The organism is Neobacillus sp. DY30, from assembly GCF_030123065.1.
Lineage (GTDB): Bacteria > Bacillota > Bacilli > Bacillales > Cytobacillaceae > Neobacillus.
On sequence record NZ_CP126093.1, the window covers coordinates 2,532,203 to 2,545,674 of the forward strand.

Here is a 13,472-nt window from a genome sequence, read left to right on the forward strand (position 1 = left end):
ATTACGATAAAGGTGTAATCAAATATGAGAAAAGCTAGGAAGTGATCAAATGATTTACGACTTGGTACTGCTGCATCCGCCAACTGTTTATGACTTCAGAAAAGAAATGCTATTTACCGGTCCAATCAGCGATGTAGTTCCATCCTCACCCGTATTCGAAATGTATCCAATTGGATTGACAAGTATTGGTGACTATCTAGAACGATTTGGTTTAAAAGTGAAGATTGTTAATATCGCTAATCGAATGCTGTTACATCCAAATTTTGATGTTGAGAAGAAAATCCGTAATATCAAAGCAAAGGCATTTGGAATTGATTTGCATTGGCTTCCCCATGCACATGGAAGTGTAGAGTTAGCAAAAATTATCAAGAAATATCACCCGGATACTCCTGTTATGTTCGGTGGATTATCTAGTACCTATTTCCATAAGGAATTAATAGAATATCCTTGTATTGATTTTGTCGTTCGCGGTGATACCACGGAAAAATTAATACTTATGCTCCTCAATAAGCTTGAGAAAAAGGATGTATCGGGATTTTCAGATATACCCAATCTAACTTGGAAGCGAAATAACCAATATTACTACAACGAGATCACCTATGTACCCGATAGTCTCGATGAGTTTAATTTACCTGGATACCGTTACATCATTGGTTCGGTCTTTAAGTATTTTAATCTATTAGATGCTTTGCCATATAAGGGGTGGATTCAGTATCCTAATACAGCAATCTTAACCTCAAAGGGGTGTAACTATAACTGTCTAATCTGCGGGGGTTCAAAGGATGCATATGAATTAAACTGTAATCGGAAAAAGCTCGTGATGCGTTCACCAAAAAGGATGCTAGAGGATATTGCCCTCATACAGAGGTTTACACGGGCACCTATATTTCTTTTGAATGATATAAGGCAGGGCGGTAAGGAGTACGTTGATGAATTTCTCAATGGCCTTTCAAACATAAAGATGAAAAATGAGATTGTGTTTGAACTGTTTAATTATGCCGATGAGAAATTTTTTGAAAGATTAAATAAGGATATGCCTAAGTATAGTATTGAGCTTACCCTAGAATCTGCAGATGAGGACATCCGCAAATATAATGGAAAGCTGCCATGTACAAATGCGAAAGTGATAGAAATGCTCCAATATGCATTAAAGCATGGCTGTGCGAAAGTTGACTTGTTTTTCATGACGGGGATCCCTAACCAAAGTTATGAAAGTGCGATGAGGAATGTCGACTTTTGTGAAATTATTCACAAAGAGTGTGGTGAGGATTCTCGGATTTCTTATTTTGTCGCTCCACTCTCACCATTCTTAGACCCGGGCAGTCCAGCGTTTGAAAACCCAGACAGATATGGTTACAAGAAGTTTTGCCATAAACTTGAAGACTTCCGGGAGGCCATGAAGCAGCCTTCCTGGAAAAATATGCTGAGTTACGAAACCAACAGTATGACGAGGGACGAGATCGTAAAAGCCACCTATGATTCTGCTTTGAAGTTAAATGAATTTAAATATAGGAATCATATCATTGCAAAGGATGTCCATGATGAAGTCAGACTGAAAATCGAAAAGTCTATAGAATTTCTTAACCGACTTGACGCAATAGAACTGCTGCCAAATGATGAAAAACAAAGACAACTTTCCATTATTAAGGATGAAGTAGAGCAAATCAACCGTCACAGTATATGTGGTGAAAATGAACTGAAATGGGAGGTTAAAAAGCTGTTTGCAAACTTCGCATCGCTAACCTGGATCAGCTTAGAATTGCTTATAAAAGATGTCATCAAAGATATAAAATGTAAGATTGGCAAGATTGATAGAAACCAAGTAATGGTTACGAATCCAAGAAGCAATCAGCACGAAAGGTAAGGGTATGAATTGGCTGTAAATGCCTTACAAACCTCGAATTTTGTAGGCTTTTGTCTATAGTGCTTTATTGACAGTACAGCTAAAAAATGTTAAATTTTAGACAGCCGTTGCACGAGATTAGATTTATGTTACAAAGCTTGTTCAAGTTTTAACTGAAGTTTGGATAAGAAAGTGGAAGTAAAGCTATCACGTTGTAATTTGGTGAATTTTACACATGGCTTACTCTAAGCCAATAGGGGGATTTTTTTACATGAAAAACGGTAAAGTAAAATGGTTTAACTCTGAAAAAGGTTTCGGTTTCATCGAAGCTGAAGACGGAAACGACGTATTCGTTCACTATTCTGCTATCCAAACAGAAGGTTTCAAAACTTTAGAAGAAGGTCAAGAAGTATCTTTCGAAGTTGTTGAAGGTGCTCGTGGACCACAAGCTGCTAACGTAACTAAAAAGTAATTTATGAAGCCAATGATTTAACAGCCCGGCCAAGTGTCGGGCTGTTTTTTGCGTTATAAACATAAAAAATGCCTATACGCTTTTCCCTTTAATTTCTACGATTTCCAACCTCACAAAAGATGGTATTTTGCTATAATAGTAGTTACGAGTAAATAAAGATGGGGTGATTAAATGAAATTTATCCATACTGCTGACTGGCACTTAGGTAAGTTAGTGCATGGTGTGTACATGACAGAAAATCAGCGGGAAGCACTAAATCAATTTGTAGAAGTTGTTGCCGAAGAAAAACCGGACGCCGTTGTCATTGCCGGTGATTTATATGATCGTTCAGTACCGCCAACCGACGCCGTTGATTTATTAGATGAAATCTTATTTAAAATCAATGTTGAGCTGAAGACCCCCGTTGTTGCGATTGCCGGAAACCATGACAGTGCAGAAAGATTGTCATTCGGCAGCTCATGGTATAAACACAGCCAATTCTACTTATCTGGTAAGCTGACAAATAGTTTTAAACCCGTACAGGTTAACGGTGTTAATTTTTATTTAGTTCCTTTTGCAGAACCTGGAGTGGTACGTCAGCTTCTTGACGATGATTCCATACATTCCCATCAGGATGCGATGAAGGCACTAATTGGAAAAATGGAGCAGAACTTAAACCCTAATGAGCCCAACGTCTTGGTAGGACATGCTTTTGTGCTAGGGGGGCAGACATCAGACTCCGAGCGAGTTTTATCCGTCGGAGGTTCTGGTTGTGTAGGTGCAGAGCTATTCGAACCGTTTTCCTATACAGCTCTTGGACATCTCCATAGCCCGGATGCCATCAAGCATAACAAGGTTAAATATGCTGGATCGCTATTAAAATATTCTTTTTCAGAAGCAAAACAAAATAAATCTATTTCCATAATTGAAATGGATGAAAAAGGAAACTTTTCTCATCGATACCGCTCGTTGAATCCAACCCATGACATGCGTGAAATTGAAGGACATCTCGAGGAGTTATTAGATCCTCTCTTTTATGAAAAACAAAGCTTGCATGACTATTTAAAAATCACCTTGCTAGATGAAGGGGCACTGCTTGACCCTATCAATAAATTACGTCAAGTTTATCCGAACGTTTTACATCTTGAACGGAAAATAGATATAACGGATATGAAGAAAAAGCAGTCATTCAATATCACACGAAACGAGAAAAAGTCTGAGCTTGACTTATTTGAGCAATTTTATACAGAAATGACAACAGCTGAATTCTCCTCCGATAAAAAGGAAGTAATGGCAGACGTAATTGAAAAAGTGTTACGACAGGAGGCAGCTAAGTGAGACCATTGAAACTAACCATGCAGGCTTTCGGTCCTTATGCGGATGTAGAGACCATAGATTTTACACAGCTTGGTAATCGCACCATGTTTGTGATCTCTGGGAAAACAGGGGCGGGTAAGACGACAATTTTTGATGCGATTAGTTATGCGATATATGGGAAAGCAAGCGGGGAGGACCGTAACGGCCCCGAATTAAGAAGCCAATTTGCAAGAGCAGATTTGGTCACAGAGGTCTCACTGGACTTCGCTATCCGAAACAAAGTTTATTCGATTACCCGCCTTCCGCAACAGCCTAAAAAAAAGGAAAAGGGTGAAGGATTTACAACATTACCAGCTAAAGCAGAATTATATAGCTGGGATGAGAACGGGGAAAAGAAATTACTTGCTACAAAAATCAATGATGTTGAAGAAAAAATTAAAGAGATTATGCTGATTGACAGCAATCAGTTCCGCCAAATTTTAATGATTCCTCAAGGGGAATTTCGAAAGCTTTTAACGTCTGACAGCAAGGATAAAGAAGTTATTTTACAGCGATTATTCCATACAAAGATCTATAAGATGGTCGAAGAAAGGCTAAAGACTGAATCATCAGAGTTGAAAAACTCAGTTGAGATGCAGGTTCAGACTAGAACTGAAAACCTGCGCAGGATACAAGCTGAAACGAACGACGAGCTTAAAGAATATTTGGAAGCAGACAATGTAAATGATTTGATACTCATGCCTCTTTTACAGGACGAAATCAAGGGCATGGAAAGCCTGCTTGAAAAATTGGTTATCTCCCTAAAAGAAAAGGAACAGGAACAAGATAAATTAAAAGGCAAGCTGTTTGAAGCAGAAACCATATTAAAACAAATCCAAACGAGAGAAGCATTAAAAGCGGAAAAAATTAGACTTGAATCGCAAGCAGAATTTTTTGCAGAAAAAGAAAAACAGGTGCAGCTAGCGCATAAAGCAGCACTATTAGCTCAGCAAGAAGAGTTATGCCACCGATTAAAGCGAGAATTGGATCAATTAAAGGAAAATGTAACGTCAATCCAAAATGAAATCGAAAAACTTGATGTTCTCACAAAACAGTATGAACAACAGTGGCAGGCGGAAAATGAGCGTGAAGGGGAGCGCCAAAAAGCACTAGAAGTTATTAATCAGCTAATCAATATGAAAGACGACGTTTATTCACTTGCTGCTTTAGTAAGGGAGACAGCGTCAGTTGAAGCTTCCCTCAAAAGTGCGAGAGAACAGCATGCAGCAGCTGAAAATGGCCTTCAGAGTTTGGAAGACAAGGTGAAAAAACTTCTTGACAAAAAGGCAGAAATTGAGAAGGGCCAACTGAAGTTCATAGAAAATGAACGGCAGCTGGAAAAAATGCAAGCTGAGCTAGAACGCTTGGAGAAATACGAACTATATGTTGGACGCCATCAAAATGCTTTAAAAGATCTTAAAGTGAAGGCTGGAAAATATGAAAATATAAGTGCCAGGTACCTGGATGAAAAGGCACTTGTAGAAGAATTAGAGAATAAATGGCTACATGGGCAAGCATCACTGTTAGCAGCTAAACTTACAACAGGTGAAGCATGTCCAGTTTGTGGTTCAGAGCATCACCCTTCACCAGCATCAGTGGATGAGGCACATATTCCGAATGAGGAAGATCTTAAAGCTGCTAAACAGCAGGCTGTTCTTTTAGAAAAAGAAAAAGCAGCAGCAGAATCCCTCTTTTTTGAGAGTCAATCGATTGAAAAAACACAACGGGAAAACTGTGAAGAGTTTTTTAAAGAAATACGCTCTTATCGGGCAGACTTTAAGGAAACTGATTTGCACGCAATTAAAACAGGGATTCTGGTTAATAAGTTGGATCTCCAGAATGCTCAAAAATCACTAAATGAACAAATCAAACTGCTTGATCAAATTAACAAACACCTAGAGAAGAGTGATTCTGAAAAAACATCTTTAAAAAGTGCTATACAACAGCTTTCAGCTCATGTAAACGAGCTGACTGTACAATTTACGGAAAAGAACACGAATCTAACAAGAATGATGAAGTCAATCCCAGAGAATCTGCGAACACAGGCAGCATACGAAGACGCGCTTAAAACCTCAAAAAACAAGCATGAATTGTTAGTCAAAAGACTAGAAGAGGCACAACAGCGATTACAATCAGTAAAAGAGAAGAAAGCAGCAGAAACTGCCAGATTGCAAGATGCAGTTAAACACCATTCTAGCAAAGAGCAGGAGCTTAAAGCAGAGAGAGAAATCTTTATTACGAAACTTGCAGATCAAGGTTTTGAAAATTATAGTGTCTATCATTCATCTAAGAAAACGGAGAAAGAAATACAGATCCTTGAAGGTGACATTCGCAGTTATCGTGAAGAATTACGCTCAGTTACAGACCGCTTAAATGAATTAACTGAGCTTCTACAAGATGTAAAGACGCCTGATGTTGAGGGGTTAAAGGCACTATTAGAAAATCTTGCACTTGAAATTGTTGAGCTAACCAATCAACGGACAGATCTATTTGTTAAGCGGCGGGACAACCTCGATATCTATAACAAGGTTGAAAGAATTAATGAGGAAATGAAGGTATTAGAGGAACGGTATAAGCTGATTGGACATCTGCACGAAATTGCAAAAGGGCAAAATACGTACCGAATTACGTTTGAACGTTATGTACTTGCGGCATTCCTAGATGATATCTTACGGGAAGCAAATGTCCGATTAAGGAAAATGACAGCAGGAAGGTTTGAACTTTTAAGGAAAACAGATCGTTCCAAAGGGAATGTTCAAAGCGGTCTAGAGCTTCTAGTTTTTGACCAATATACGGGACAAGAGCGTCATGTAAAGACATTATCAGGCGGAGAAAGCTTTAAAGCCTCACTGTCATTGGCTCTGGGGCTTGCGGATGTCGTCCAAAACTATGCAGGCGGGGTTTCATTGGAAACGATGTTTATTGACGAAGGTTTTGGTACGCTTGACCCTGAATCCCTCGACCAAGCCATTGAAGCGCTGATGGACATCCAAAGCAGCGGGCGTTTGGTAGGTATCATATCACACGTTCCAGAACTGAAAGAAAGAATCGATATTAGACTTGAAGTTATTGCCGGACAAACCGGAAGCCGGACGGAATTTGTTTTTACAAATTAATGGGTTTGCTGTTTGAGTGACCGAACAGGAAAAGAGTAGGGTTCACAGGAAATCTTGAGTGACCGAAAAAGTGAAAAAGCAAAGTTCACGGTCACTCAAGGAGGTCCTGAGTGCCCGAAATAGCGAAAAAGTAAAGTCCACGGTCCCATAAGCGGCTCCTGAGTGACCGAAATAGTAAAAATGTAAAGTTCACAGTCACCCAAAAAACACGAGAGTTCATTACGAATCTCTCGTGTTTTTTGTTCATCAAACCCCTAAATAGCTTTGAAATTTGGAAAAGGGTACTGTGCTTCTTTAAGGGATGATAGATTTGTGAGTTCAGCAACGGCACCAATTTGGTCCCAAACTGCCATTACTTTTTCAGACTGATGAGCCTTATCAATTGCCTCACTAGACATCCATTCTGCTATTTCAATAATGGTTCCGTCCTCAGCTTGCAGTGTTAATAATTCACGTTCGGTTATCAAGCCCTCCTCACGAAGGACGGGGATATGTACTTTAAGGATTTCTTTTAATTCATTCTCTTTTCCGGGCTTCGGACGATACAGAGCCATAAAAACTAATGCAGACATGATATAGCCTCCTTAATTTTATAGTCATTATGATAACGGTAATTAATCATTGAGGTCAATAATGAAGGTGTATGAATGATTTAGCTTATAAGGTTAAAACTAATGTAGATAAAAGAGGCTGCGGTACATTAGGAGAGACATATTCATGATTTTAACCTTTTATTTTTTCATTAGCTGGGTCCTTATTGGGCTGTTTTTATTTAATAGAATTCACCAGCAAGCCTCTGTTAAAGAGGTCACACTTCTTTTTTTACTAAGCTGTCTTATTAATACTAATACCTATATCGGATTGTTCGACGAGTTTAAGTGGATAAAAACGACGACAGATACGGAATTATATATCGCCGCTCTTATTTTTAAAAATGTATTTGTTCCATTATTAATGTGCTGCTTCACCTTACTAATTGATAGAAGCCATTTGATTCGAAAAATACTATTCTTTTCACTATTTAGCATGATTATAGTAGTTAGTGATTTAATAAACGAATATAAAGGTATGTACACCTTTAAACAATGGAATACTCTTTATACTTTTTTATACTTTTCACTATTTTTGTTGGTTTTATTATTAAGCTTGAAATGGTATAGAGGTCTCGATTCCCGTTCGAGGGGGAAAAACAATGTCGTGGACTGAGTCCGGATTTGGTTTGAATGATTATTGTCTACTCGGTTTCATTATCATCACTTGGGGTGTCTTTTTCTATCTTCCAAAAGTATTCTCTAAGCAATTTACAGTGCTTATCTTTTTGTACGGTTTAACTGTTCCTAGTATTATTGATAACTCGTTCGGAATCGCCCCATTTGATTATTATGATATTATGGATGGTCCACAATATACAGGTATGGATCTAGTTTTATATCTTCTATATCCACCATATGGCTATATTTTTCTTTATTTTTTTAAAAAATTCTGTGTGAAAGATAAATATATAGTTCTTTTTATAACTGTTGCAACAATCATTTCATATTGCTTTGAATGGGTTAATCATAAGATTGGGATCTTTCATTATAAGCATGGATACCAAATCATATACTCAATTTGTTTTTATCTCATCACTCAAACCATTCTGATTGTGTATTACCGAAAGGTTGAATTAAAACGTTAAAAAACCAGAAAAATTCTGGTTTTTATTTTGGGTTATGTTGTTCTAAATAAGTTGTCAGTTCATTAATATCCTTTGATTGATGAACTACGCCAGCCTGGTCAAAGAGAATATATGCAGGCTCTGTCATAATATTAAGCTCAGGATAGGCAGTCTGGGCAATATCTAATTCAGGTAAGCTTAATATATCATTTACTTTTTCGGTAATCCTTTTGTTATTTTCAATGGGATTATCCGGATCACCAATAACTAAAAGTGAAAAGGATTGTTTATGTTGGGACAATAAATTTGGATAAGAAAAAGTAGTATTCGTTTTTGTTGCTGTTTTCTGTTCCTTTTGTGCTGTAGAAGGCCTTGTTTCTTCCTTCAGTTCAGCGTTCTGACATCCTGTTAACAGGGTTAAAGTTAAAATAATTGGCCATGATTTTCTCTTCATTTTCATTCTTCCTTTGTTGTAAAAGTACTTTTTTCCACCATAGCACATTACCAGTCACTTGGAACGGAATGAATGTGGAAGATTGGTGAATTGGAAAGCAGGAAATGAACGATCATTGTCAAATTATTATGTATAGACTAGTCGTTAGAAGGGGTGGGGAGGAATGCAGCGCAATACTGCAGGAATTGATGCTGGCGGTTCATTGATCAAAATGGTTTATCAGGAAAATGGGAGAATGCACTTTAAAAAATTCCCCATAAACGAACAGGATTCAGCCATTTCATGGCTGAAACTGTCTGTGCCATCCTTAAAGGTATCAGTAACTGGTGGAAAATCCAGTGTTATACAGAAAAAGTTTTTTCCTGAGAGTGTGATCATTCCTGAATTCCAAGCAACCTATGAGGGGACACGATTTTTACTAAAAGCTGAAAATAAGGATATCGGGGATAACTTTTTAATCGTAAACATTGGAACCGGAACCTCTTGGCATGTAGTGAAAGGCGACAGGGTAGAGCGAATCCTTGGCAGCGGAATTGGCGGAGGGACTTTTATAGGACTTGGGTCTCTTTTAACAAAAGTACGAGGCTACCATCAACTCACATGCCTCTCCGAGGAAGGTAATAAGGGAAATGTCGACATGCTTGTAGAAGACATATATGAATCATCTGAAAGCCCCATTAATGGACAATTAACAGCTGCTAACTTTGCTAAGGGTATTCGAATGAATCCTTCAGAAAGAGACAAGATGGCTTCACTCTCCAATATGATAGCAGAAACCATTGTGTTGTTAACTTCACAGGCAGCTACTATTCATCAAGTAAAAAGTGCAGTCATTATCGGAAGTGCCACTGTTGGTAATAATCCATTAAAACAGGCTCTTGAGTTTTATATGAATATGGTAGGAGTTACACCGGTGTTTTTAGATAAAGGAGAATATTGCGGTGCAATTGGAGCCCATATAACTGTCTAAAAGTGTTCTCTTGAACTATTCGTTCGTTAAAGATAAAGTAAATAGGAAGACGTAAAAAAGCAGGTGGCAACTTTGGATAAACGATATTTTACAATTGGCATGGCAGGGCATATTGATCATGGTAAAACTTCATTGACGAAAGCCTTAACCAATGTGGATACGGACCGATTAAAAGAAGAAAAAGAACGGCAAATCTCGATTGAACTCGGGTTTGCACCATTATATGAGGACCAGGAAATTCAAATTTCGGTGATTGACGTTCCAGGACATGAGCGTTTTATCCGGCAAATGATTGCGGGGGTTGCTGGAATTGACTTAGTTGTACTGGTTGTTGCGGCTGATGAAGGTGTCATGCCGCAAACAAGAGAGCATCTGGATATTTTAAAATTTTTAGGCGTTAAAAACGGTTTGGTGGCCATTTCAAAAATTGACCGTGTGGATGAGGAATTTATTGAGCTCGTAAAAGATGATATTTTAGAAGAACTAAAAGGAAGCGTCTTTGAGGGTGCTCCGTTTGTGTTAGTGGACAGCCTATCCAAAAAGGGTATTGAAGAATTAAAAGAGTTAATTATTACAACGCTAAAAGAACAAGAAATGAGAGACGCAAAAGGTGCTTTCCGTCTCCCGATTGACCAAGTGTTTACGGTGAAGGGTCAAGGGACTGTTGTTCGGGGAACTGTCTATGAAGGCAGTGTAGAAGAGGGCCAAACACTCAAGATTATGCCGGAAGGTCTGGAAGTAAAAGTAAGGCAGATTCAGGTTCACCATAAGCAAGCGCAAAAGGCATATGCCGGGCAGCGTACCGCGATTAACCTTTCAGGGGTTTCGAAAGAGGAGTTAGAACGCGGTGATGTTTTGGTTTCATCAGAGCATTTTATTGTGACAAAAACAGTGGATGTTGCAATACGTGTGGTTGAAGACCTGGAACATATGGTTAAACAGAGGATGCCGATTAAACTCCATATCGGAACAACGGAGGTAATGGGACGTATTGTCTTTTTTGACAGGAATGAGCTTAAAGAAGAAAATGGTGAGATATTATGTCAGCTTCGTTTGGAGGAAGAAATTCTTACAAAGCGGGGTGATCGTTTTATTTTACGACGTCCAAGCCCTCAAGAAACGATTGGTGGCGGCTGGGTGATTGATCCTAGAGGAAATAAATATCGATTCGGGAATCAAACGATTGAAGAGCTGGAGAAGAAAAAAGAAGGATCTCCAAAGGAACGGATTACCGCTGCAATTCTCGAAGTAAAAAGTTTAAACATAGGTGAATTAATAAAACGCACTGCACTGGATGAAGAAACATTGAAAGAGTTTCTAGAAGCTGATGATTTTGTTTTATACAACGGTAAAGAGTATACATTGAAAATGTTAATTGATTCTATTGAGGAAGATATCTATGACACCTTGCAGGAATTCCATCATGCCCATTCGATGAAACTTGGTCTAAATAAGGCTGAGCTTTTGCAATCCATGCAAAAAAGATTTCCAAAATCGCTGCTTGATTTTGTGGTTGAAAACGGGATTGCAAATGGCACATTTTATCGAAAAGAACAGTTTGTTTCATTAAAAGGGTTTGTTCCACATGTACCAAAAAACTGGCAGAAACGTGCTGAAAACATGCTGAGTGAACTAAAGAAGAACGGCCTGAAGGTTCGCTATTATAAGGATTATTTTTACGATTCTGGTATTCCTGATTCTCTAGAGGCTGATTTAAGACGTTTTCTTGAAGAACGAGAATTGGTGGTTCATTTGGATGATCAATTTGCATATCATGGGGATGTTTTTAAAGAGGCGGTCGAAAAACTTCGAAGTGGTACAAGTGAAGAGTTTGAAGTGGGAAATGCCAAGGAAATTCTCGACCTTTCCCGCAAATATATGATTCCATTTTTAGAAAGATTGGATTCAAAGGGTCTGACAAAACGAGTTGAAAATAAACGAGTTTGGAAATAATACTCAAACAAAAACCTCAATCCAAATTGTCGATTGAGGTTTTTATTTATTAAGAAAGAAACTCACCAGGATTCAATCCGAGCTCACGGCAAATATCGCTGACCATTTGCATTTCATTGTGATCAAAATTACCGTCTGCATAGCCGATCGCAATACAGTAACGAGCTACTAAACGGGAAATTTCAGGCTTGGATCTAATTTTTCCAAGTGCACGGAAAGCTTCAGCTCTGCCAATCATCCGATCGGCTTCAATTCGGGATACAAAGTAGTTAAATCTCTGAAGGACTTTGCTGCTGTCAAATACGCGTAACTCTTCGCTTGAATTTATAAATTCAACCATTTTTTGTCTTTCCATGGCGTCCAAATATCCGTCCGCCATGGAAACCAATGCACAAGCGGCTACGACTGCTTCTAAAACGTCCTGACTCTTGTAACGATTAAACAATTCCTGTGCTTTTCGCTTTGATTGATTCGCCCATTCCGCATAGTCCGTTTGGTTTGGGGACCATGAGTTGCCGCAGCTGTTACAAGTAAATTTCAACTGATTCTTGCCGATAAATCCGCCAAGCAATCCGACTGGACCAAGAATTAAACCGCCAATCGCGGCTTTTCCTAAACCAAATCCCTTCTGTCCTGTTCGAACATTTGATGAATGACAGCGCGGACAGTGAATATCATCCCCATATGTCCGATTGGTGCCTGAATGTGAAGTTTGGGTTGGGTATCCAAAAGCTGGCTGTGAATAGGACGATTCAGGCTGTAAATGGATTCGCTGCGGCTGTTGGTTTTGTTGGTATGAGTTAGGACTGTATTGATTTTGATTATAAGACTGTTGATTGTTAAATTGATTTTGATTATTATTAAATAAATTTTGTTGAACAGGAGGTGTGTTTGCTGGGGCAGGATCATCCACTGTTACGCCGAAATTGCGGCATAAAGCAGCCAGTCCACCTTGAAACCCGCTGGCAATCGCATTAAATTTCCATTCTCCATTATGTCGGTAAAGTTCCGCTGCAACAATGGCAGTTTCAACAGTAAAATCTCTTCCTAGGTTAAAACGAAGCAGTTCCTCATTTGTTTGTTCATTGAAAATACGTACGTATGAATTAGAGATTTGGCCAAAATTCTGCCCTTTCATTTGAGCGTCATGAATCGTAATGGTAAAAGCAATACGATGGATGTGGCTCGGTACTCTTTGTAAATCAATGCGGATTTGTTCGTCATCCCGTTCTCCGGCCCCGTTTCGGTTATCCCCGCTGTAATTAATCGAGCCATTGCCTCCAGATGGATTATTATAAAAAATAAAATCCTGGTCGCTTTGTACCTTTCCAGATGGTCCTAATAAAAAAGTAGAGGCATCTAAATCAAAGTTAGAACCATTATGTGCAATATCCCATCCTAAACCGACGACCACATGTTGAAGACCAGGATGTGATTTTGTTAAATCAACTTTTTGCCCTTTACTTAGTGTAACTCCCACGTATTTCACTCCTAATCATGTTTACTAATCAAATTTTATTATAAAGCAACCTATGTAGAAGAACGAAATTTACATCGATAAATTTTTCCTACAGCTTACTTTTACGGGAGCCTGACGAAAAAGTTTCAAAAATGTATATAGTAGAAGATAAGAAAAGTTTTTCTGGCCGTATCTTTTTATTCCGTTGAAACG

Annotated in this window: 11 protein-coding genes; 8 read left to right on the top strand and 3 right to left on the bottom strand. The window is 38.6% G+C overall.

The annotated features are described in order from the left end of the window. Window positions 1-49 precede the first annotated feature (49 nt). The 4 genes from QNH29_RS12110 (at window position 50) to QNH29_RS12125 (ending at window position 6,766) form a co-directional block, all read left to right on the top strand. Window positions 50-1,864 carry a TIGR04190 family B12-binding domain/radical SAM domain protein gene (locus QNH29_RS12110; protein WP_283865008.1) on the top strand — a complete coding sequence of 605 codons (1,815 nt, stop codon included), beginning with the start codon at window positions 50-52 and terminating at the stop codon, window positions 1,862-1,864. A gap of 250 nt (window positions 1,865-2,114) precedes the next feature. Continuing rightward, window positions 2,115-2,315, top strand: a complete 201-nt coding sequence (locus tag QNH29_RS12115; protein ID WP_007083969.1) for a cold-shock protein — start codon at window positions 2,115-2,117, stop codon at window positions 2,313-2,315. A 171-nt stretch (window positions 2,316-2,486) separates the two neighbouring features. Next, complete coding sequence (locus QNH29_RS12120; RefSeq protein ID WP_283865009.1) at window positions 2,487-3,632, top strand: exonuclease SbcCD subunit D; 1,146 nt, start codon at window positions 2,487-2,489, stop codon at window positions 3,630-3,632. Continuing rightward, on the top strand, window positions 3,629-6,766 hold the full coding sequence (locus QNH29_RS12125; RefSeq protein WP_283865010.1) for an AAA family ATPase: 3,138 nt from the start codon (window positions 3,629-3,631) through the stop codon (window positions 6,764-6,766). The genes QNH29_RS12120 and QNH29_RS12125 overlap by 4 nt, the downstream gene beginning before the upstream one ends. 254 nt (window positions 6,767-7,020) lie before the next feature. Here QNH29_RS12125 and QNH29_RS12130 read toward each other — a convergent pair whose 3' ends face one another. Next, window positions 7,021-7,338, bottom strand: coding sequence for an antibiotic biosynthesis monooxygenase (locus tag QNH29_RS12130; RefSeq protein WP_283865011.1), 318 nt, complete (start codon window positions 7,336-7,338; stop codon window positions 7,021-7,023). A gap of 145 nt (window positions 7,339-7,483) precedes the next feature. Here QNH29_RS12130 and QNH29_RS12135 point away from each other — a divergent pair, with 145 nt between their 5' ends. Both QNH29_RS12135 and QNH29_RS12140 read left to right on the top strand, forming a co-directional pair. Next, entirely contained in the window at window positions 7,484-7,972 is a 489-nt protein-coding gene (locus tag QNH29_RS12135) for a hypothetical protein (RefSeq protein ID WP_283865012.1), read from the top strand. Further along, the gene (locus QNH29_RS12140) at window positions 7,959-8,444 is read left to right on the top strand and encodes a hypothetical protein (RefSeq protein ID WP_283865013.1); all 486 of its coding nucleotides are present in this window, start codon (window positions 7,959-7,961) and stop codon (window positions 8,442-8,444) included. The genes QNH29_RS12135 and QNH29_RS12140 overlap by 14 nt, the downstream gene beginning before the upstream one ends. Before the next feature lie 22 nt (window positions 8,445-8,466). Here the strand turns inward: QNH29_RS12140 and QNH29_RS12145 are convergent, their stop codons facing one another. Next, the gene (locus QNH29_RS12145) at window positions 8,467-8,877 is read right to left on the bottom strand and encodes a hypothetical protein (protein WP_283865014.1); all 411 of its coding nucleotides are present in this window, start codon (window positions 8,875-8,877) and stop codon (window positions 8,467-8,469) included. A 163-nt stretch (window positions 8,878-9,040) separates the two neighbouring features. On the opposite strand from QNH29_RS12145, the gene coaW reads away from it, so the two are divergent. Beyond that, a complete protein-coding gene (gene coaW / locus QNH29_RS12150; RefSeq protein WP_283865015.1) occupies window positions 9,041-9,847 on the top strand; it encodes a type II pantothenate kinase in 807 nt (268 codons plus the stop codon). A gap of 72 nt (window positions 9,848-9,919) precedes the next feature. Continuing rightward, window positions 9,920-11,800 (top strand): selenocysteine-specific translation elongation factor, encoded by a 1,881-nt coding sequence (gene selB / locus QNH29_RS12155; RefSeq protein WP_481858796.1) that lies wholly within the window; start codon window positions 9,920-9,922, stop codon window positions 11,798-11,800. Window positions 11,801-11,849: 49 nt separating this feature from the next. Here selB and QNH29_RS12160 read toward each other — a convergent pair whose 3' ends face one another. Next, window positions 11,850-13,280: a TerD family protein gene (locus tag QNH29_RS12160; protein WP_283865016.1), complete on the bottom strand. Its 1,431-nt coding sequence runs from the start codon at window positions 13,278-13,280 to the stop codon at window positions 11,850-11,852. Window positions 13,281-13,472 lie beyond the last annotated feature (192 nt).

Coding starts and splice junctions, on each gene's coding strand:
- QNH29_RS12140 (WP_283865013.1), top strand. CDS start 7,959: ATGTCGTGGACTGAGTCCGGATTTGGTTTGAATGATTATTGTCTACTC.
- QNH29_RS12135 (WP_283865012.1), top strand. CDS start 7,484: ATGATTTTAACCTTTTATTTTTTCATTAGCTGGGTCCTTATTGGGCTG.
- QNH29_RS12110 (WP_283865008.1), top strand. CDS start 50: ATGATTTACGACTTGGTACTGCTGCATCCGCCAACTGTTTATGACTTC.
- coaW (WP_283865015.1), top strand. CDS start 9,041: ATGCAGCGCAATACTGCAGGAATTGATGCTGGCGGTTCATTGATCAAA.
- QNH29_RS12145 (WP_283865014.1), bottom strand. CDS start 8,877: ATGAAGAGAAAATCATGGCCAATTATTTTAACTTTAACCCTGTTAACA.
- QNH29_RS12120 (WP_283865009.1), top strand. CDS start 2,487: ATGAAATTTATCCATACTGCTGACTGGCACTTAGGTAAGTTAGTGCAT.
- QNH29_RS12130 (WP_283865011.1), bottom strand. CDS start 7,338: ATGTCTGCATTAGTTTTTATGGCTCTGTATCGTCCGAAGCCCGGAAAA.
- QNH29_RS12115 (WP_007083969.1), top strand. CDS start 2,115: ATGAAAAACGGTAAAGTAAAATGGTTTAACTCTGAAAAAGGTTTCGGT.